Below are 19,349 nucleotides of genomic sequence, written 5' to 3'. Positions count from 1 at the left end.
ATATAGAAAAAAAGAAATCACACATCACACATTAAAGATATGGAGGGTAATCCCATGAAAAAACGTACACTGATCTCATTGCTATTAATTCTCGTCATTGTGATTTCCGGCTGCAGTGTAAAAACGAAAACCGAATCTCAGGCGGAGACCGCACCAGCGGATACAACTGAAACTGCACAAAAATCGGTAGACATTGAACTGCTCGCCATGAGTTCTTCCGAAAATGATGTAAACATTGTCCGCGACCAGCTGACCAAAAACGGCTTCAATGTGAAACTGAACCTGCAGCCGGATTACGGCAGCTTCAAATCCCAGCAGGATGCAGGGAATTATGACATCGCCTTGTCCAGCTGGACAACGGTAACGGGAAATCCCGATTATGCGGTACGTTCCCTTTTCAAAACAGGTGGAGATTACAGTATCCTTGCCGATGGGGAACTTGATAAACTCATCGATCAGGCAGCTACTCAAACTCCAGATGAGTACAAAGACACGTACAAACAATTGGAAGATCGCTTGGTAACTGACCAGGCGTATATCGCGCCTTTGTACATTTCCCTGAAAAGTCAGGCTGTTAACAAAGACATTCTGAATGTCGACACCGTTCGTCTCTCCAAATCCCGCGCCATGGCTTGGGAACCGATTGAGTTCAAGGACAGCTCCAAAAATGCCACAGACCCGTTGATTCTGACGCAAAGTGCATCCGTACTGACTTCCCTTGATCCCATCAAAGGAAACGACGGCTCCATCAACCAGTTGAACACCAATATGTATGTACGTCTCGTTAACTTGACAGATGACGATCAGCTGACAGCAGAAGGATCACTGTCCTATAATTTCAGTATTGCTGAAGGTAATTCGGACTACTACTTCATTCTCAGAGACGATATCAACTTTGCGAAAATTGATAACAAAAAAGCTGTAGATACAGGAGAACGTGTCGGTGCAGATGATGTGATCTTCTCCCTGGATCGTGCTAAAAATAAAGATTCCGTTCCGGATCACCGGACGTACAGTCTGCATGAACACATCAAAGAAGCTGAGGTTGTAACGGATCTGAGTGCATTACAATCCATCAAACAATCCAGCGGTAACGGCACAATCCTCGAAGCATTGGAACAAGGATTGGGCAGCAAAATTACAGAACTCGTGACGGACAAAACCAAAGCAGATAATAGCGCAGGTAAATATCAGGTCGTTAAACTGACCACAACTGAACCTTTCCCGCAAGTTCTGAACTACCTGGCTCACCAATCTGCGGGTATCGTGTCCAAAAAACAGGTGGAGAGCATCAACACATATGATGTAGCTTCCTTTGACGTCAACAAAGATATTCCTTACGGTGATCAGAACACGGTGACTGAAGGCGCAGCATACAATAACACCCTTTATACTAGCGGACCTTATATTTTGTCTTATAAAAATGACTATGAAGGTGTATTCTTAAAAAATCCGGCTTACCGGAAAGGCACGGAAGATGAGCCAAAAATTGCTCAGGTTAACGTCCGATTCATCGCGGATGCAGACAGCGCCCTCTCTGCTCTTCGCAGCAGTGAAATTCACTTATACTACGGTGTACCTGAAACCAAGTATGACATCATCGAAAATGACAGCAAACTGAAACTGCAAAGTCTGCCAAGTAACGCTGTCTCCTATCTGTTGTTCAACACGGCCAATCGTGAAGTTGCCAAGAGCAGTGACCTGAGAAAAGCCGTGCTATACTCCATTAATCAGGATGAGATTTTGAGTTTCTACAAGAACAATAAACTCAAAGCATACTCTACAGTAAGCCCGCTCGTTCAGACCGGGAATGAATTGAAAGCTGATCCTGCAAAAGTAAAAGAATTCTTGAGTAACTATAACGCTTCCAAGTAAACGTACAACAACAAAAGGCTGTCACCGGATCATCTACAGATCCTGGTGACAACCTTTTTTTATTCTTCCAGCACACGGCAATCTGCCAGAACATCGGGATAGTTTCGCATGCTGTCCGTATCAGTAATTTTGCGAATAACTTTGCACGGTACGCCTGCTGCAAAAGAATGCGGTGGAATATCACGAGTCACCACGCTACCTGCTCCGATCACACAGCCGTCTCCAATCGTTACGCCCCCGCACACTGTGACGTTTGCCGAGATCCATACATCGTTTCCAATCGTGACCGGTTTGGCATAACATAGTGACTTCACATCACCGTTTTGGTCCACCATCTGTCTCCGCTCGCTGGCAATCATGGGGTGAATGGGGGTAATAATCGTGACGTTGGGTCCAAAACTGGTATAGTCCCCGATCGTCACTAGCGCGTCATCTTGTATCGTCAGATTGTAATTACCGAAGAAATGATCGCCTATTCGGGTATGCACACCATAATGAAAGAAGATGGGGCCTTGCATGAATCCGCCTTCTCCAATCTCTCCCAGTAGCTGTTGCAATATCTGATTCCTCTCCTCAGTCTGTTCTTCAAAGGTCTGGCTGTAACGCTGACTGAGATTATGGGCCCGCCTTTTGATGATCTTTAATTCCGGATCACTTGGACTGAACAACACGCCCTTCATGATTCTCTCTTCTTCACGCATCATGAATCCTCCTCTACAAGAGTTAGCTTATAAAATAAAAGCCACAGACATGACCTGTGGGTTATAAGGCTTCTGATAGAATGCCTGACTTCAACGCCTGAAGCACCATTCCTCGTAACCCAGCATCAAAATCATGTTGGAACGAGTCCTGATGTACAATCTCGGGCAACGACGGCATGGGGTGATCCTTCCCGTACTGCTTCCACGCCAAATCCAGCTCTTCTCTCTCCATACGTTCCTGATAAATGACAATCTGGTGCGGGGCAACGACGGCATTAATCGTTTGCAGGATGTGACATACGTTCACTACAAAATCATCTTTGCTCATGTCACGTTTCCAATCAGGTGAATAAGGAAGATACTTGATCTCACCAAACATCCCGTTTTTCCCGCGGATCATCTGTCCATTCAACATCATGCCCATACCCGGCGGGTATCGGTTCGGAAAATAAATTCCTGCTACACTCTGTTCCTTCATATCCGCATGCTGTGTACAGTATCCGCTAATCGCTGCATTAACATCATTCTCCACGAGAACGTTCAGTTGGAACTCGCTCTCGATCTCCCGTATCAGATGTGAATGGATAAGCTCTTCATGACTGCTCACCGTGATGTCCCCATCCACGGCTTGCCCCGGAATACCGATGCCGATCATATCAATGGAGGGATACTTCTTAATGAAACGCGCGATAAGTTGCAGCATATGCTGTTTATCAAAAGCAGGCAAGATACTCTCTTCCTTCAGCACAACCTTATTCTCCAGATTCATGACCGTTGCCGAAATCAACTCCTGGCCTTTCATTTCTTTGATGTAAAGAACCAAAGCAAGCTTAAAGTTATAATTATATCGATATGCCTGAGCAGGACGACCGCCGTTAGAGGGAACCACTTTATCCTGGAACAACTCTCCGCCATCACATAATTCCTGAATCAGCGCATTAATGGTAACAACACTAAGATTGGTTAATAAAGCTAATTGCGGTTTGGTCGCCGTCTCAATCTGCTGCATGACTTCACGCACATTATTCAAATTGATATATTTCATCATTGTAGCGTTGGCTTTTTTCATAACCCTCTCGTTTCTACTCTGGTTCAATTGAGCCAAAGCAATGGTATGGATGTCATTCACACCATATCATAACATAATGCCTTACTCGAACACATGAGTTCCATCGTGCTGGAAAAGGATCGAAATCGGCAGAGCTACTGTTCACTCAAACAAATCATCCATCGATTTCACAGGCTTCACTTCAATCGGTTGCTTTGACAAGACCATACTTGCATAGGTACCTGCCCATATTATAACTGCCATAATAACGTAAACCATCCATACTTACCTCCCTGTTTCATACGGATTATGATTTTGAGATGCTTACCACATGTGACTATTCCTCTAGTTAATAAATATACTTTATAAAGTATATTACGTAAGTATGCAAGGATAATAGTTCTATGTCAATATGATTTATCCGATTCCCTTTCCGTCCAAGAAACAAGTGGACAGCATCACTACAGCAACACTTATCATCTCGATACTCATAATAAATAGCCGCAGACAGAATCATTAACCGATTCCGTTGGCAGCCATTTGTTCAACAAGCGAGCAGTTTATTTCGAATAGATTCGCTGTACCCCGGGCAATAAGGTCACAACTTGAATACCCACTCCCCATGCAAAATAGACCAAGTGAATAATAGAGACATCCTGAATCCAGTACACTTGCGCCATAATCCAGATGATGAGAGCAAACCCCGTATACAAGGAAAAAGTCCAAGCCCAATAGCGGTCAGGATAGAGATTCAGTCTCTCACCCAGCCCCCAATGAACGTAGCAGATGAGCGAAATAACAATTATTGTAGGCATCACGCCAAGTACCAGCAATAGGATGATCCCAGGGAACAAAAAACTGGAAAACGGAGAGTTCTCCAACAAAGATGCGGGCAAATTCACCTTACTTCCGGATGGGTCTATGATTAAAATGACGCCTCCAATAATCGCACCAATCCCCAGCATTCCATGCATCAACATGAGTAACCACGATCTGCCTATACGCTGCTTCATCATGAATTGCTCCTTCCGTTCTCTCGTTTCTCAACTTTATATATGGAGGATTATGCTCAAACCCTCTAGTATCATTCTCACACATGCCACGTATTGTTCCTGTGCTTCTTTTCACTATATTGATCTCGAAAATCATTCGTAATGGAAAAACTTGATAAAAGAACGTACGTTCGGTATAATGGGATTATCCTGAATAAGCGAGAGGCAGATATGGACGACAAATTTATTAAGGAATTACGCGAGATTAGTCGGGATGACAGACGAAGATCGGAATTTATGATTCAAGGTTTGAAGGAAACACTGCAAGAACGCAAAGAAGAAGGCTTACTCAAGCGCTGGATACGGCGTAAGAAAACAGAGAAAAAAATCTCTCAAAGATTTAATCAAGATCCTCACTCGGATCAAAAGTAACAACATAAAAAGGAGGCGGAATACGCCTCCCTTGCTATTTACATAAGTGAATTATTTAGAATTCATTAGTTGTGACTCAACCCATAAGTTTGCCAAAACACACATTTATGCTTCTAATAAGTCAAATCCTAGCTGGACTTGGTTCCTGATAAGCTTACTTACCTGTTGCCAGTTAGCTAAATGAAAAAAGAGCAGCCTGCAGTCTGCCCCATGCTTTTTGAACTAACGTTACGAGTGCCATAGTTGAAAATGGAGAAGAAGAATGCTCAATATGGCTCTGCCATTTACATTGCTTTCAGAATTTATCTCTTGACTATGCCTACGACTCCCCTATTTTATTCAAATTAACTAGATACACACACAAGCAAAATCCCTTTAGTTTACATCTATTAACTACTGTAACAAATATGAAACTTGAGGAGGTTATATCATGGCAATTAAAAAGAAGGTTACAAGAAAGACAATTGTAAAACAGAAAAGTATCATTAGATTAAGTGCAACAAAAGCACGTATTTCGCAAAACATTGGGAATGGCTTTGACCGTTTTGTCTTTACTAGAGTAGAGATCCCACCAGGAGGTAGCAGAGAACTCAGTATGTTAGCTCCAATCAATAGAAGGGTAATCTCTGGAGGATGGTCAATTAGACCTGGTGATCCAAAAACCAAGGGAGTGTTCGCAACAGAATCTTATCCTAGAACTAGTAGAGAATGGGTCATAACTGTCTGGAATGATACTTCAGATTTTCAAATAGTTATACCTTACTATATAACTAAGTTAAGATAGCTACTATGAATTATTTGGTCTGTCATTAATAATTTCCTTCTCCTACTTATGGAAATGCTCATCCATAAGTAGTTTTTTTACAGCTTGTTTGTATACTTTGTTGCACTATCCTGTCCGTTAGCTTAGTCTTTTTAAGTACCGTATTTCTTTTTCCATTCTTCACTCCATTTGTGAAAACTCTTTCCTGTTACTTCTTCCAGTGTTTTTCCATCCAACGAATATGGTGCTCCATCCATTGCTGCATCTGGGAAGGATGTTCCCCCTATAACTTTGCCTTCACAAAGCAATATTGAAACTTTGGTTTTAGTATCGTAAAGCTCTTCCAAAGGATGGTTTGTTACTGTGAAGCTATATACGGATATTTCCATTCCGAAATACTTTTCGGGTTCTACTTTTTGAACCCCCCATGTCTGTCTATATGGCATCATTTCCGCTATCCCGTAAAGTAGTTTCTCTTTGTCTAAGGTGTATTTCTGAACGTGACCATCGTACAAAGAAATTTTATAACCTTTTGCCTTAACGTATTCTGTGGCAGTCTTTTCATCACCTGTTATTTTGAACTCATCTGCACCCAACTTCGCGCCCTCGTTATTGCATCCAGTAATGATTAAAAAAACTAGCCCCAATACAATACTGATATGTCTAAAATACACCAAGATCCCCCTGCAACGTACAGTAGTTAATTAATTATTTTGACGATTGCTTCATTACAATGGTTGTGCTATCCTGCCCTTACTTGAACAAAACAACCATTCACTTTGATCGGCTGCTTCCTTGTTTTATTGAAATAATCCCGTTAGCGTAATGTCAGAGCATCAAGCCTTTGAACAAAATTTCGACTCAGCTACAAGAATTACTGGATAAAGTATGATAATGATTCCGGTGAAAAAAATCGATAGTTTAAGTGTATTCAAAAACAAATCATGAGACCAACCATCTTCACCTATTATCCAGTAAGCTATCTGGTTAGATATGGCTATTCCATCGTTAGCCACGGGAATTAAACTCTGAGTGTAGTTTTGGGCAAGACAAGCCACAGCTAACAAGGATATACCAGCAGCCAATGCGAATCCCTTAGAGAAAGGGTATAGCACACCAGCTTTTCTTAGAACGACGATCGAAATAGTAACGAATATTATGCAAATAGACCATAATATCATCTTACACCTCCGTACTCGTTTTCTTTAGACGCTTCCGATAATTGTTATGTTGCGTTAACCTGCCAGAATTAACAGCCGATCACAATGATCGGCTGTTAGTGCTCTTTACTGTGCTATTGTTTCCCGTTAGTTGAAGAGTATTTAGTATTTCTTTTTGGGAGCGTTATTCAGATTTGTATTTACAACACTATTTCCAAGATTATTTTAAATGTTTATTGAATTCATTGTTAAGCTACACCTTACAATGTACGCCACACTTTTGAGTAAATGAATGATCCCTCTATGAGTTAATTCATAACTGTTAGTGCCTGATTTATCTAATTCAGCTTTTGATCTATCTAGTTTAAGGCAAAATGGCAAAAGATCGGACTGGAAAACCAGATGCTTTCTCCGCCTTCGGTACAATGTTGAAGATTACCGCGCCTTTAGCCGGCACTTGATCCAGGTTAGTTAACAGCTCGACCTGGTATGTATCCTGGGCAAGTACATAATATTCTGCCAGAAGTGCTCCATTCTTCTGATAATCCACCGCTGAATCCGTGTCAAAGGTTTCATGACCGATCGCCTGTATTTTTCTTTCCTCGAATAAAAACATGAGCGCACTAACCGACCATCCGGGTGCATGACTGTTACCCTCCGAATCCTTGTTATCAAATGCTTCATGGTTAGGCCAGCGTTTGCTCCAATCGGTACGTAAGGCTACAAAGCTTCCAGCTTCAATCACGCCATGCTCTCTTTCAAATGCAAGAATATGCTCCACATCCAGTGTAAAGTCCGGATTATTCTGCACTTCAGCGGACTGGTCAATGACCACAAGCGGGAGCACAAGCTCCTTCAAACCTAGTTCATCCAGATACCGGGTATCCCGAACGAAGTGGATCGGCGCATCAAGATGTGTCCCGTATTGACCCGGGAACTTGAAGCTCTGGGCAAAGAAACCTTGATCGTGATCAAACAGTGTATCGAATTGTGCTGCCTCAAAAGCTGAAAAATGTGGAGAGCCTGGACCAAACGTATGGGTCAGATCCACCCATTTCTTTTCTTTTAACAATTGAATGGCTTGAATGAGTTCGTTGGACATCCTAATCACCTCATGCACAAAATGGAATAAATTTCTCCTATTATATCTTATTCCACTGCAATTGGGGAGCAGTCCCTATATTGGTTCTTAGGGCTATAAATTTCAAATTCAAAAACTTCACTGACCGTAGTTGTCAGTGAAGTTTATTTATAATACAAGAGTAATCCATTCAATCATGAAAACAAAAGGAGCATGTATGATGCAAACAAAGAACGTATATCTATATGTATTTGATACGATGTCAGACTGGGAGGTAGGATATCTAACTGCTGAGTTGAACTCGGGAAGGTATTTCAGGAAAGAGATCCAGCCTTTACAGGTCGTAACCGTAGGCGTGGATAAACATCCGGTAACTACCATGGGCGGATTGAACATCCTTCCTCATATTTCTATTGATGAATGTACATTGAAAGGTGACGATGTCATCATTCTTCCGGGAGGAAACACCTGGATGGACACCATCCATGATCCCCTATTAAAAAAAGTTGCTGCCTCTATAGAAGAGGGTACGGTTATTGCGGCGATTTGCGGTGCGACAGTTGCACTTGCAAAAATAGGGATACTGGATTCCAGACAGCATACAAGCAATGATTTAGAATATCTGAAGATGATATGCCCAGATTATGCTGGAGAAACATATTATCAAACGGAGCCTGCAGTAACCGATGGAAATGTAGTTACTGCATCTGGAATAGCTCCGTTAGAATTTACAATGCATGTGTTGAAGCTGTTGAATGTCTTTGCACCAGAAACATTACAGGCCTGGTATAATCTATATCAGACTCATGAGTCCAAATACTTCTACGAATTAATGAATTCTATTGCACCTGAATAACCAGTTTCCCGCGGGTATGATGGGTTTCGCTCTTCTCATGTGCTTCCCTTACTCCCTGTTGAGTTAGCGGGTACGTTCCATCAATAATCGATTTGAGCTTGCCTTCCGCAGCCAGTTCAGCCAGCTGATCCAGTTGATCCCCTTTGGGCTCCATCATGAAGACGTTGGCCGTTACTCCGGCTTCCTTGGCAAGCTTCTCATCCGGTTGTTCCACCAAGGATACCAGATGCCCGCCAGACTTTAACACCTTGAAGCTATCGCGCTGAATATCACCGCCCATGGTGTCCAGCACTACATCATAACCGGAGAGATTCTCCGAGAAATCTTCTTTTTTATAATTGATAAAATGATCCACACCCAACGAACGAAGCAACGCTTCGTTTGATTCACTCGCCGTGGAAGCCACTTCAGCGCCGAGGGACTTAGCAATCTGAATGGCATACGTTCCCACACCACCTGCACCAGCATGAATGAGTACCTTCTGCCCTTTGCCTAAACGTCCGTGATCCACAAGTGCCTGCCATGCCGTCATCGCCGCCAGCGGGATCGCTGCTGCTTCCTCGAAACTCAGTAGCTCCGGTATACGGGCAATAATATCCGCATCAACAGCAACATATTCTGCATAGGTTCCGAATTGACGCGGACGCGCAAATACCCGATCACCTTCTCTGAACCGAGTGACATTCGAGCCTGCTTCAGCCACAATACCCGCAACATCGCCGCCCAGAATCAACGGAAAATTCTCCGCTGCTTCTTTCATATCACCTTGTCTGATTTTGAAGTCTACCGGATTCACCGACGTGGCATACGTTTGGATTAACACCTGATTCACTCCACATGCTGGCTTGGCTACTTCTTGTTCCTTCAATTGTTCCGCTCCACCAAATTCCTCAATGACAATTGCTTTCATTAGAGATCCCAGCCTTTCCATTGGATTATCGTTATGCTCTCCTCCATCATTACCCTTTCCCAGCGATCACTTGACCTAATCATTCAAAATTCACAGCAATCTGGGATTCACAAGCCCGTTCAACAATCGTGATATAATGTCGATTATCGATTACGTTAAATCTTAACCCAATAACTGAACAAGCGAGGTAACACGATGGAAGTAGAAGTAAGTACATTACATGCATTTTCGGACAAGGCTCATGGCGGAAACCCCGCAGGTGTTGTTTTACAAGCAGCGTATTTGTCTGAAACCCAGATGCAGGAGATTGCCAGACAAGTCGGTTTTTCAGAGACTGCATTTGTTATGCCATCGGATCAGGCTGATTTCAAAGTGCGTTATTTCACCCCAAGTGATGAAGTCGATCTATGTGGACATGCCACAATTGCATTATTTTATCTAATGAAGACACAGCAGCTTGTTAATGTTGGTACATATACACTGGAGACACTGGCCGGAATTCTTAAAGTTGATATCGAAGTCAATGGAGAAGTCTATCTGTCTCAGACGTTGCCGGAGTATGGGGAGATCGTGGATCGACAGCAGATTGCCGATTCGTTACGTATTTCTATGGAGGATTTGCATTCCGAGCTACCTGTACAGATTGTGTCTACCGGGCTACCCGATATCCTGATAGCTGTTAGGGATGTTGATGTTCTGACCAAAATCGACCCTGACTTCCAGCGTATCACTGAAATAAGCAAGGCTCATCATGCCATAGGTTATCACGTGTTTACACTCGAATCAGATGATATGGACGTTCTGGCAGAATGCCGTAATTTTGCACCGCTTTATGATATACCGGAAGAGAGCGCAACTGGCACATCCAATGGTGCAATGCTCTGTTATTTATTCCAGTACAACCAGCTTACAGATCCTCATCTTCACACGTACACGATCAGACAAGGGTATACCATGAACCGCCCCTCCGAGATCCGAGCCAGATTAACGCTGGGCAGCTCTAATGAAATTACACAGATTCAGGTTGGCGGTAATGCAATTCATATCGAAAACATTCAAATACACCTCCCTTAATGGGAGGTGTTTTATGTACGTAGGATATGTAAACTATCTTATGCGAAGCAGTGTAGTAGCCTGTGGTCATCATTGAATTTGTTGTAAAAATCGTAGTACCGCTACCTCCAACTGGTTCAGTCCTGGCTGCTCTATAGGAAAATGACCTGCCCCTTCCAAGATCACACATTCCTTGTCCACCACCAGACGATCAAAAAAAGATTGGCTGAACCTGATCGGTGTCATGGGGTCCAGTTCAGGGTGAACCAACAGGACCGGACACTGGTTGAACTGTTCCGGGCTTACCTCCGGTTTTTTATTAAGGAATGTTCTTAATAATTCCAACGGAATACGTGTAGCTGCCGCTTGTGGATCATTCATAATAAGTCGGGTTAAATCCTTGTTATTAGTAATCAGTTGCATTCGGGATACCTGTTTGACCGAAATACGTACATGATCCAGCAGACCTGGGAACAGATCCATCATCCGTTTTCCCACCCGGCTCACCAGACGATTCGGTGCAAGCTGGTCACGCATTTCCGGATTACTCGTATCTACAAATGTAGTTGCGATCAGACCCTTAACACGCTTGCTGCGTGCACTGGTGTGATAGGCCAGCATACCTCCGATGCTACTTCCCAATACAACGATTGGCTTACCGTCATTCTTGTATTCCCGTTCGATGAGTGAAACAAGCAGCTCTATCCATAGTTCATAGTTGATACGTGTACCAGACATTGCATAACTTAACCCATACGGTGGAAGGTCTGGCGATACCACCTCGTATCCATGTCGCTGTAACATGCGGGCATACGGAGCGAGCAACCTGCCATTGCCTCCCGCACCATGAATGAACAGAATTTTGATTGAAGACTCCGGCGCAGGTAAACGATCGATATGCATATGAACCCCATTTGACTCCCACCATTCTTCCTCAGGAGCTGTATGCTCCCCTAACCTCACTTCTTCCGGGAAAAAGCCCTGATACTGTTTCCAATAGGGATGTGTTGTCTGATATGAAGGCAAACTTTTTTTCATACGTTACATTCTCCTCTTTTCGTATACAAAAAAAGCCGTACAGTGTACGACTTTTCGTTAAGAATACGTCTATGACCATACTTCTTTTTATAACAACTCCGTATATCTGTCAATCGGGAAACTGTACATTGCCCGGTACGATATATGCTCCGCCTGACCCATCATTAGGCAGAGCCGGGATCGTGTCATTTAATACCTGACCGCGAATATCGGTAATACGAACGTTTAGTTTTTCTTTGCCCAGTCCAGTTCCGAGGAAATGATTATAGTCTTGCTTTTCAAGATTGAGCCACGTGCCATCCTTCTGTTTCACTTCGAACTTCAGCACCGGATATTTGTGATTACGAACCTGAATGGCTGCCCACCACTGACTGCTGCCTTCCTTGATCCGATAGGAGACGTTGCCTTGAATTGGAGCTTTGACCACTTTCCAACTGATATCGATTTTGCCTGCCTTTGGGTCACCGATCAGGTTAAAGGCATTCGGTGAGAGATCCAGCGCTCCGCTGGCGCCTTCTGGATAGAGGTCTGTTACATAGACGGTTGTTTTGCCTTTAGGACCCTGCACCTCGAGATAGGCTCCCGCTAAAGCGGCTTTGACACCGTTATAATTGAGTTGGAACGGATTAAGTGCAGTAATCTTCATGTCCGCCGGGATGGGATCAAGCAATACTGCACCTCCCGAGTAACCTGAGCCCGTATACGTCGCGTAACCCTGATATGTATCGTTCCAAGCAGCAGATGCAGGTAGAGCAAATAATACGAGACTGAGCAACATCCCTGTACTGGCCCATTTTAACCGTTGAAATCTACTTCTCTTGTTCATGAGCTATTCCTCCTCGTCATTCTACCTTCTGTTACATTGAAACATAAGTTGAATTAAAGAATATTTACACTTGCCACTCCGATGACAGAACAACCTTCCGATCACTGTTATCCCCAGATTTTTTGATTCAATTTTACAAAGGTGAAAATCTGTTGATAAAGGCGAACGCTCCGCTTCTTCAGGTTTCTTCTATCCTCTACGTTCTCGTGTAAATGGTTAGTTCAACTGCTAGATTTGAATATAACATTATTTTACATAATAACTTCTTATTTTCAATCCTTCTCTACTAAATCACATCTATAGTCCTGCCTCTGGACTTAAATATTCACGACCACGCACAAGATATGGATACATACCATAATTTGGTGGAATGAGCATAATTACAAGCCGACATTGGGACGATTCCCAATAATAAAAAAAACGCCACACCCCGGAGTAATTTCTCTCTCCGAATGGTGTGGCGCCTATTAAACACTACGGTCAGAATACCCGGTCTGTCCAAGGACAGCCAGCGTTTGACTCAACCTGTTTCCCTTCGTTTCATCCGCTTCCTTAGCCGCGCATACTGAGCATAGATCCGCGGAGATTCTTTTGTCAGGATAGGCCCCAGCACAGCCAGAATTAACACATACAACACGGCAAACGATTGGATGGATGCCATCAGCCCTCCGGCCTTGCCGATGTTCGCCATGATAATGGAGAATTCGCCCCGCGAGACCAAGGTAAAGCCCACATTCAACGAGGCCTTAGGGCTCATTCCAGCCAATCTGCCAGCAATCATACCTGCACCATAGTTACTGGCAATCGTCAGAATAACGGCAATAATCGTCATCCCAACAGCTCCGCCAAGTGAAGCCGGCTCGATGGTCAGGCCAAAACTGAAGAAGAAAATTGCACCAAAAAAATCTTTGAAAGGCATGATCTGATGTTCAATCCGACTCACATGTCTTGATTCGCCCAGCACAAGCCCCATCATCAACGCTCCAATAGCTTCCGCTACATGCAGTGTCTCCGAGAAACCAGCCACCAGGAAGAGCAGTGTCATGACAGTAAGCAGAAACAACTCTGATGACTTGATATTCAGTGCCTTATCAATATATTTGATGCTTTTCCTGCCAATAATCAGGAACAGCACAATAAACAGCAGGGCAGACAGCGATACCAGCAGAACACTTAAGAATGAAGTTGCCCCGCTGAGCACAAGCCCAGTCAGGATGGAGATATGAATCGCGATGAACAAGTCATCAAACATGATCATGCCCATGATAATCTCTGTTTCAGGGTTTGCCGTGCGTTTCAGATCAACGAGCACTTTAGCTACAATGGCTGTAGAAGAGCTGGTCATGATCCCGCAGACAACAAGTGTCTCCTGAAGGGGCAGATCCATGAACCACCCCAACAGCAATCCAGAGACAAAATTCAGGCCAACATAGAACATCCCCCCGGTCAGAATGGCTTTACCAGACTTTAATAAACGGGAGACCGAGAACTCCAAACCCAGATAAAATAACAAAAACAAAATGCCAAGCCTGCCCATGAATTCAATAAAGGTCGAACTTTCGATAAAACGTAAATCCACTATGCCGATCTGTGGTGCATGTGGTCCAACAGCCATACCAATCAGGATATAGAAAGGAATGACCGAAAATCGTAATCGTGAAGATATCAGCCCAGTAAGTGTAATCAGCGCAACGGCAATTCCCACTTCGAATATGAGCATATCCATAGGCTAAGTCCGTCCATCAGTCAACAATTGTTTGAGATGTTTGATCTGATTTCGTTCACCGGCAACTACAATTGTAGCTCCAGCGGTAAAAGCATAATCCGGACCTGGATTAAAATGCTTCTCCTTATCCTTGGTCACAACAGCGAGAATAACGGCGCCCGTAGCCTGACGGATATCCAGTTCACCAATCGTCATGCCTACACTTGCTGCGTGAGGTTCAATTCGTAGCCATTCGATTAACAGCCCTTCAAGCATCACTTCACGCTCATCCTGAAACTTCGGTTTATAGGTCATACCACCAACGATGGCGGCTACCGCCCGGGCTTCATCATCATCCAGGGTGACAAGGGATACCATATCACCCACCTCTTCAGGTGTATCCCCTGACTCCATATGGAACAGGTCACGTCGCTCGTCGTTATGAATCACAATGACCAAGTGCTCACCACTACGGGTATGCAGCCAGTATTTACGCCCAATCCCTGGTAAGTCCGTCTCTTTAAAGTGCATGATCTGCACCCCCTAGGGCCGGTTCGTTCAAGGTTTCGCTCCTCAGCTCAATCCCCGTAATGCGGATTCTCATAGAACCTGATGGTGTATGAACAGACCTAACTTCCCCTACACTGCCAAGCAGTAATTGACTCCCTACTGGAGAGAGAAAGGAAATACGACCCTCATCAGGATTGGTATCTTCTGGCATAACAATCATGAACGAATCTGACGTATGAAAATCGATATATTCAAAATCAATATGACTACCGATCAATACCGCCGAGTCCAGATCTTCATCCGGGCCCAGGAGCAGTTTTTCCACATACTCCTTATATGCCGACAATTGTTTTTCCAATTGTATCCGCTCTGGATCGCGCACGTCGAAATAGGCGTCGAGAAATGTTCTTTTCTCTTCACCGAATGTAAATAGCTGGCTCACCAGCTTCTCTCTGCAATTATGGCGGGAAGTCCTATGGTTCATAATAAATTTCACCCCCTATACAAGCCTTGTTCTCCATGTTGATTGGCATGTTTCTCTTCATCATCTTGTTTTCCTCCTTTTTATTTTAAAAAGACCCCGGGATACGAGACCTTCTTACCATCTTACCAAAACTAATATTTTAATCCAGTATATTCGTCTAACTTGCTTTTTTATTATCATTTGTGGTCATATCTTCCATTTAATAACTTAATTCTTCACATCATATGGTAGATCCATAGAACATTTTAATTACTGCATAAAAAACATTTTATGGTTTTTTATCTCGTATTTTTATTTGCTTTCCTGTATATTTAACTACAAACTTTTATTCAATTTATGCAAATAAGCATCTACAGACTTTAACACAATAAAGGAGTGCATCGAAAAAGTGTCCACGATAACAAAAGAAACTACAGAGTCCGTTCAAGTTACTGCCGCAGATTATGTTCATTCCGTTTACGAGTCGGTTGTCGCCAGAAATCCGCACGAAGATGAGTTCCATCAGGCTGTCAAAGAAATTCTGGATTCCCTTATTCCTGTTATTGAAGCACACCCCAAGTACAGGAACCATAGTCTGCTGGAACAGCTTGTTGAACCCGAACGTGTAATCACATTCCGTGTCCCATGGGTAGATGATCAGGGCAAAGTTCAGGTTAACCGTGGATTCCGGGTGCAATTCAACAGTGCCATTGGCCCTTACAAAGGTGGACTTCGCTTCCATCCTTCTGTATACTCGGGCATCATCAAGTTCCTTGGCTTCGAACAGATCTTCAAAAATGCTTTGACCGGTCTGCCCATTGGCGGTGGTAAAGGCGGTTCTGACTTCGATCCCAAAGGAAAATCGGATCTGGAAGTCATGCGTTTCACGCAAAGCTTCATGACAGAGCTGTACAAATATATCGGTTCCGATACCGATGTACCGGCAGGTGACATTGGTGTAGGCGCAAGGGAAATCGGTTATATGTTCGGCCAATACAAACGTATTCATGGCGGGCATGAAGCAGGCGTGTTGACAGGAAAAGGACTGCTGTACGGAGGAAGCTTGGCACGTAAGGAAGCGACTGGCTTCGGCTGTGTGTACTTCGTGAAGGAGATGCTGCAATCCAAGGGGCTCAGCTTCCAAGACAGCACAGTCGTTGTCTCTGGCTCTGGTAATGTGTCCATCTATGCCATTCAGAAGGCACAGGAGCTTGGAGCTACAGTCGTGGCGTGTAGTGACTCAGGTGGCTACATACACGATCCACAAGGCATCAACCTGGATACCGTGAAACGTCTGAAAGAGGTTGATCGTCTTCGCATCAGCGAATACATCAAAGAACATCCGCATGCTACATATACCGAAGGCTGTGAAGGCATCTGGTCTATCCCTTGTGATATTGCTCTTCCATGTGCAACGCAAAATGAGATCGATGAAGAAGCTGCGGCCCTTCTAATCAAAGGTGGCGTGAAGGCAATTGGCGAAGGGGCGAATATGCCTTCCACCCTGGCTGCCATTGACGTCTTCCACGGTGCAGGCGTGCTGTTCGGTCCAGCCAAAGCGGCTAATGCCGGCGGTGTAGCCGTGTCTGCTCTTGAAATGTCACAGAACAGCATGCGGTTGTCCTGGTCATTTGAAGAAGTAGACGCCAAGCTGCATGACATCATGAAGAACATCTACACCAGCTGTGTAGAAGCTGCTGAAGAGTATGGCTGTGAAGGCAACCTCGTAGCCGGAGCGAATATCGCCGGTTTCCTCAAGGTAGCCGATTCCATGATTGCTCAAGGTGTGGTTTAATTCATCTCTCACTAATCTATACGGAATGAATAAGGGCAGTTCCCCGTAAATTCGGAGAACTGCCCTTATTGGTATTTTTACGTAGTTATATTGAAATGCTATTACTCTGACATATCATACGTTTTTATTTTACAGTGATCAAAGCTTCACCATGTTCGATGTTACCTTGTTGTTTAGCCTGAATGTCTGTGTAAATAGCTGTATTCGATACGATCACAGAGGTCATTATATCCAGCCCTGCGGCTGTAATGCCCTCCAGATCGAACTCCACCAGCTTGTCTCCTTTGCGAACAGTATCGCCATCAGAGACATATGAAGTAAAATGCTTGCCTTTGAGAGTCACGGTATTGATACCCACATGAATCAAAATCTCCACGCCATCCTCAGACAACAGTCCAATGGCATGTTTCGTTTTGAAAATCGTAACCACTACACCATCGAACGGGGCATATGCCACACCCTTTGTCGGAATGATCGCCGCTCCTTGACCCATGGCTCCACTAGAGAACGCCTCATCCCCGACCTCTGTCAACGGAATCAGTTGGCCCGTCAGCGGGCTGGACACGATCTTCTCTCCATACACTTCCGTAGTTGCCTGAACTGGAGTCGTGGCAGAAACATCACCAGCAGATTCTTTGTCATCCGATGATATACGGTTTGGTTGCACCTGTTCTGCTTTTTCCAGCTTCATTGAAGCAGAAGACGTGGCTGCATTTTTGTAACCGAACATGTACGTCAGAATAAAGCCCAATACAAAGGCGATAAGGACAGAAAGAATGAAACCAATGAATCCGGTATCAATTCCATTAGGATTAATGAACAACGGAATACCGAACACCCCTGCACCAAAGCCATACGCAGTAGAACCCATGAAACCAGCGACAGATCCTGCGATACCACCTGCAATGGAAGCCATAATAAACGCTTTTTTCGCCGGTAATGTTACACCGTAAATGGCGGGTTCCGTTACACCCATGAGGCCTGAAATTGTCGCAGACATCGCAATCGGCTTCAACTTCTTATCCCGGGTTTTGATCGCAATTGCAAATGCTGCCCCGGTTTGGGCAAACGTAGTAGCATACAACATACCATTGATTGGATCGAATCCGTTTGTTACCAAATTATTTAGCAGGATGGGAATAAATGCCCAGTGTAACCCAAAAATAATAATGGTTTGCCAGAGGCCAGCCAGAAGCAATCCGGCAACAATAGGGCTTAGCCCGTAAGTCCACATTGCTCCTTTGGCCAAATAGTCACTGATTAGCGTTGCTACCGGCCCCACTGCCATAAAAACAACCGGGGTAATTACTGTCAGTGTAACCAGCGGTACGGCAAACATTCTAATGGGAGAAGGAGATATTTTTGTAACCCATCTCTCGAAATTTGCTGCCAGATAAGAAGCAATAATAATTGGAATAACCGATTGTGTATAGTTGATTAAAATGACCGGAATGCCCAGAAAGGACATGCCTGTCCCTGCCGTAGCGGCAGCGGTCATCGTTGGATATACGAGTGCAGCACCAATGGTTGCAGAGATAAATGGATTACCTCCAAACTTTTTCCCTGCAGAGAACCCAAGCAGAATCGGGAAGAAGTAGAACAGTGCATCTGCGGTTGCAAACAATATCTTGTATGTGCTCATGTCTTCCGTAAGCCATTTCAACGTACTGAACAGGGCTAGCAACCCTTTGAGAATACCCGCTGCCGCGAGCACACCGATTACCGGCATAAATACGCCAGATATCACGTCAACAAAGCGATTGAACAGACCATGCTTATCTCCTTGCCCCTTTTGTTCTGAAGTGGCTGACATCGGTTCTTTTCCCATTGTTCCTATCAGGGACTCATAGACTTTGGGAACTTCATTGCCGATGACCACCTGGAACTGGCCACCACTCTCCACAACAGTGAGTACTCCGTCGATCTTCTTGATCTCTTCCTTGTCGGGTGCCTTCATATCTTTCAGGTTGAATCGGAGACGAGTCACACAATGAATGACGTTATTGATATTTTCATTGCCACCGACGGCGCTGAGAATTTCCTTTGCTGTTTGGTCGTGATTCATGTCATATACTCCTTTACATGGATGCCATAATATCTTGCAATAATTTCTTAATCAGACAAATTAGTATTTAATACCG

At 44.1% G+C, this 19,349-nt stretch carries 18 protein-coding genes; 6 read left to right on the top strand and 12 right to left on the bottom strand.

From position 1 onward, the window contains the following. The first annotated feature begins 54 nt into the window (after positions 1 to 54). Positions 55 to 1,875: an ABC transporter substrate-binding protein gene (locus QF041_RS28725; protein WP_307416556.1), complete on the top strand. Its 1,821-nt coding sequence runs from the start codon at positions 55 to 57 to the stop codon at positions 1,873 to 1,875. Positions 1,876 to 1,934: 59 nt separating this feature from the next. On the opposite strand, the gene QF041_RS28720 is transcribed toward QF041_RS28725, so the two are convergent. The 3 genes from QF041_RS28720 to QF041_RS28710 form a co-directional block, all read right to left on the bottom strand. Then, positions 1,935 to 2,579, bottom strand: a complete 645-nt coding sequence (locus QF041_RS28720; RefSeq protein WP_307416554.1) for a sugar O-acetyltransferase — start codon at positions 2,577 to 2,579, stop codon at positions 1,935 to 1,937. 58 nt (positions 2,580 to 2,637) lie between these two features. After that, positions 2,638 to 3,645, bottom strand: a complete 1,008-nt coding sequence (locus tag QF041_RS28715; RefSeq protein WP_307416553.1) for an ROK family protein — start codon at positions 3,643 to 3,645, stop codon at positions 2,638 to 2,640. Positions 3,646 to 4,184: 539 nt separating this feature from the next. Continuing rightward, entirely contained in the window at positions 4,185 to 4,640 is a 456-nt protein-coding gene (locus QF041_RS28710; RefSeq protein WP_307416552.1) for a hypothetical protein, read from the bottom strand. 207 nt (positions 4,641 to 4,847) lie between these two features. On the opposite strand from QF041_RS28710, the gene QF041_RS28705 reads away from it, so the two are divergent. Both QF041_RS28705 and QF041_RS28700 read left to right on the top strand, forming a co-directional pair. Then, positions 4,848 to 5,048 (top strand): hypothetical protein, encoded by a 201-nt coding sequence (locus QF041_RS28705; protein ID WP_091034774.1) that lies wholly within the window; start codon positions 4,848 to 4,850, stop codon positions 5,046 to 5,048. 430 nt (positions 5,049 to 5,478) lie between these two features. Next, entirely contained in the window at positions 5,479 to 5,832 is a 354-nt protein-coding gene (locus QF041_RS28700) for a hypothetical protein (protein WP_307416551.1), read from the top strand. Between the two features lie 131 nt (positions 5,833 to 5,963). On the opposite strand, the gene QF041_RS28695 is transcribed toward QF041_RS28700, so the two are convergent. Next, positions 5,964 to 6,485, bottom strand: a complete 522-nt coding sequence (locus QF041_RS28695; RefSeq protein WP_307416550.1) for a hypothetical protein — start codon at positions 6,483 to 6,485, stop codon at positions 5,964 to 5,966. An 850-nt stretch (positions 6,486 to 7,335) separates the two neighbouring features. After that, positions 7,336 to 8,073, bottom strand: a complete 738-nt coding sequence (locus QF041_RS28690) for a cyclase family protein (RefSeq protein WP_307416549.1) — start codon at positions 8,071 to 8,073, stop codon at positions 7,336 to 7,338. A 199-nt stretch (positions 8,074 to 8,272) separates the two neighbouring features. On the opposite strand from QF041_RS28690, the gene QF041_RS28685 reads away from it, so the two are divergent. Continuing rightward, positions 8,273 to 8,908 carry a type 1 glutamine amidotransferase family protein gene (locus QF041_RS28685; RefSeq protein WP_307417075.1) on the top strand — a complete coding sequence of 212 codons (636 nt, stop codon included), beginning with the start codon at positions 8,273 to 8,275 and terminating at the stop codon, positions 8,906 to 8,908. Here the strand turns inward: QF041_RS28685 and QF041_RS28680 are convergent. Then, positions 8,892 to 9,818, bottom strand: a complete 927-nt coding sequence (locus QF041_RS28680) for an NADP-dependent oxidoreductase (protein ID WP_307416548.1) — start codon at positions 9,816 to 9,818, stop codon at positions 8,892 to 8,894. The genes QF041_RS28685 and QF041_RS28680 overlap by 17 nt on opposite strands. A 195-nt stretch (positions 9,819 to 10,013) precedes the next feature. Here QF041_RS28680 and QF041_RS28675 point away from each other — a divergent pair, with 195 nt between their 5' ends. Next, complete coding sequence (locus tag QF041_RS28675) at positions 10,014 to 10,892, top strand: PhzF family phenazine biosynthesis protein (RefSeq protein WP_307416547.1); 879 nt, start codon at positions 10,014 to 10,016, stop codon at positions 10,890 to 10,892. Between the two features lie 69 nt (positions 10,893 to 10,961). Here QF041_RS28675 and QF041_RS28670 read toward each other — a convergent pair whose 3' ends face one another. The 5 genes from QF041_RS28670 to QF041_RS28650 all read right to left on the bottom strand — a co-directional run bounded on the left by QF041_RS28670 (position 10,962) and on the right by QF041_RS28650 (position 15,434). After that, positions 10,962 to 11,909, bottom strand: a complete 948-nt coding sequence (locus QF041_RS28670) for an alpha/beta hydrolase (protein ID WP_307416546.1) — start codon at positions 11,907 to 11,909, stop codon at positions 10,962 to 10,964. A gap of 109 nt (positions 11,910 to 12,018) precedes the next feature. Next, entirely contained in the window at positions 12,019 to 12,687 is a 669-nt protein-coding gene (exlX, locus tag QF041_RS28665) for an expansin ExlX (protein ID WP_373461409.1), read from the bottom strand. 568 nt (positions 12,688 to 13,255) lie between these two features. Continuing rightward, positions 13,256 to 14,461, bottom strand: a complete 1,206-nt coding sequence (locus tag QF041_RS28660) for a cation:proton antiporter (RefSeq protein ID WP_017687037.1) — start codon at positions 14,459 to 14,461, stop codon at positions 13,256 to 13,258. Positions 14,462 to 14,464: 3 nt separating this feature from the next. Further along, positions 14,465 to 14,971, bottom strand: coding sequence for a cation:proton antiporter regulatory subunit (locus QF041_RS28655; RefSeq protein ID WP_036617317.1), 507 nt, complete (start codon positions 14,969 to 14,971; stop codon positions 14,465 to 14,467). Further along, positions 14,961 to 15,434 (bottom strand): GreA/GreB family elongation factor, encoded by a 474-nt coding sequence (locus QF041_RS28650; RefSeq protein WP_307416544.1) that lies wholly within the window; start codon positions 15,432 to 15,434, stop codon positions 14,961 to 14,963. The genes QF041_RS28655 and QF041_RS28650 overlap by 11 nt, the downstream gene beginning before the upstream one ends. A 388-nt stretch (positions 15,435 to 15,822) precedes the next feature. On the opposite strand from QF041_RS28650, the gene gdhA reads away from it, so the two are divergent. Next, positions 15,823 to 17,208 (top strand): NADP-specific glutamate dehydrogenase, encoded by a 1,386-nt coding sequence (gene gdhA / locus QF041_RS28645; protein ID WP_307416543.1) that lies wholly within the window; start codon positions 15,823 to 15,825, stop codon positions 17,206 to 17,208. Positions 17,209 to 17,332: 124 nt separating this feature from the next. On the opposite strand, the gene QF041_RS28640 is transcribed toward gdhA, so the two are convergent. Next, on the bottom strand, positions 17,333 to 19,273 hold the full coding sequence (locus QF041_RS28640) for a beta-glucoside-specific PTS transporter subunit IIABC (protein ID WP_307416542.1): 1,941 nt from the start codon (positions 19,271 to 19,273) through the stop codon (positions 17,333 to 17,335). Positions 19,274 to 19,349: the final 76 nt, after the last annotated feature.

This window comes from Paenibacillus sp. W2I17 (assembly GCF_030815985.1).
GTDB lineage: Bacteria > Bacillota > Bacilli > Paenibacillales > Paenibacillaceae > Paenibacillus.
Note: the sequence above shows the minus strand (reverse complement) of the source record. Positions and strands in the feature narration are given on the sequence as shown.

What these genes read in the sequence shown, in the direction of transcription:
- QF041_RS28655 (WP_036617317.1), bottom strand. Translation starts at nt 14,971, where the DNA reads ATGCACTTTAAAGAGACGGACTTACCAGGGATTGGGCGTAAATACTGG.
- QF041_RS28720 (WP_307416554.1), bottom strand. Translation starts at nt 2,579, where the DNA reads ATGATGCGTGAAGAAGAGAGAATCATGAAGGGCGTGTTGTTCAGTCCA.
- QF041_RS28685 (WP_307417075.1), top strand. Translation starts at nt 8,273, where the DNA reads ATGCAAACAAAGAACGTATATCTATATGTATTTGATACGATGTCAGAC.
- QF041_RS28670 (WP_307416546.1), bottom strand. Translation starts at nt 11,909, where the DNA reads ATGAAAAAAAGTTTGCCTTCATATCAGACAACACATCCCTATTGGAAA.
- QF041_RS28725 (WP_307416556.1), top strand. Translation starts at nt 55, where the DNA reads ATGAAAAAACGTACACTGATCTCATTGCTATTAATTCTCGTCATTGTG.
- QF041_RS28680 (WP_307416548.1), bottom strand. Translation starts at nt 9,818, where the DNA reads ATGAAAGCAATTGTCATTGAGGAATTTGGTGGAGCGGAACAATTGAAG.
- QF041_RS28705 (WP_091034774.1), top strand. Translation starts at nt 4,848, where the DNA reads ATGGACGACAAATTTATTAAGGAATTACGCGAGATTAGTCGGGATGAC.
- QF041_RS28640 (WP_307416542.1), bottom strand. Translation starts at nt 19,273, where the DNA reads ATGAATCACGACCAAACAGCAAAGGAAATTCTCAGCGCCGTCGGTGGC.
- QF041_RS28690 (WP_307416549.1), bottom strand. Translation starts at nt 8,073, where the DNA reads ATGTCCAACGAACTCATTCAAGCCATTCAATTGTTAAAAGAAAAGAAA.
- QF041_RS28700 (WP_307416551.1), top strand. Translation starts at nt 5,479, where the DNA reads ATGGCAATTAAAAAGAAGGTTACAAGAAAGACAATTGTAAAACAGAAA.
- QF041_RS28710 (WP_307416552.1), bottom strand. Translation starts at nt 4,640, where the DNA reads ATGATGAAGCAGCGTATAGGCAGATCGTGGTTACTCATGTTGATGCAT.
- QF041_RS28660 (WP_017687037.1), bottom strand. Translation starts at nt 14,461, where the DNA reads ATGGATATGCTCATATTCGAAGTGGGAATTGCCGTTGCGCTGATTACA.
- QF041_RS28650 (WP_307416544.1), bottom strand. Translation starts at nt 15,434, where the DNA reads ATGAACCATAGGACTTCCCGCCATAATTGCAGAGAGAAGCTGGTGAGC.
- QF041_RS28675 (WP_307416547.1), top strand. Translation starts at nt 10,014, where the DNA reads ATGGAAGTAGAAGTAAGTACATTACATGCATTTTCGGACAAGGCTCAT.
- QF041_RS28715 (WP_307416553.1), bottom strand. Translation starts at nt 3,645, where the DNA reads ATGAAAAAAGCCAACGCTACAATGATGAAATATATCAATTTGAATAAT.
- exlX (WP_373461409.1), bottom strand. Translation starts at nt 12,687, where the DNA reads ATGTTGCTCAGTCTCGTATTATTTGCTCTACCTGCATCTGCTGCTTGG.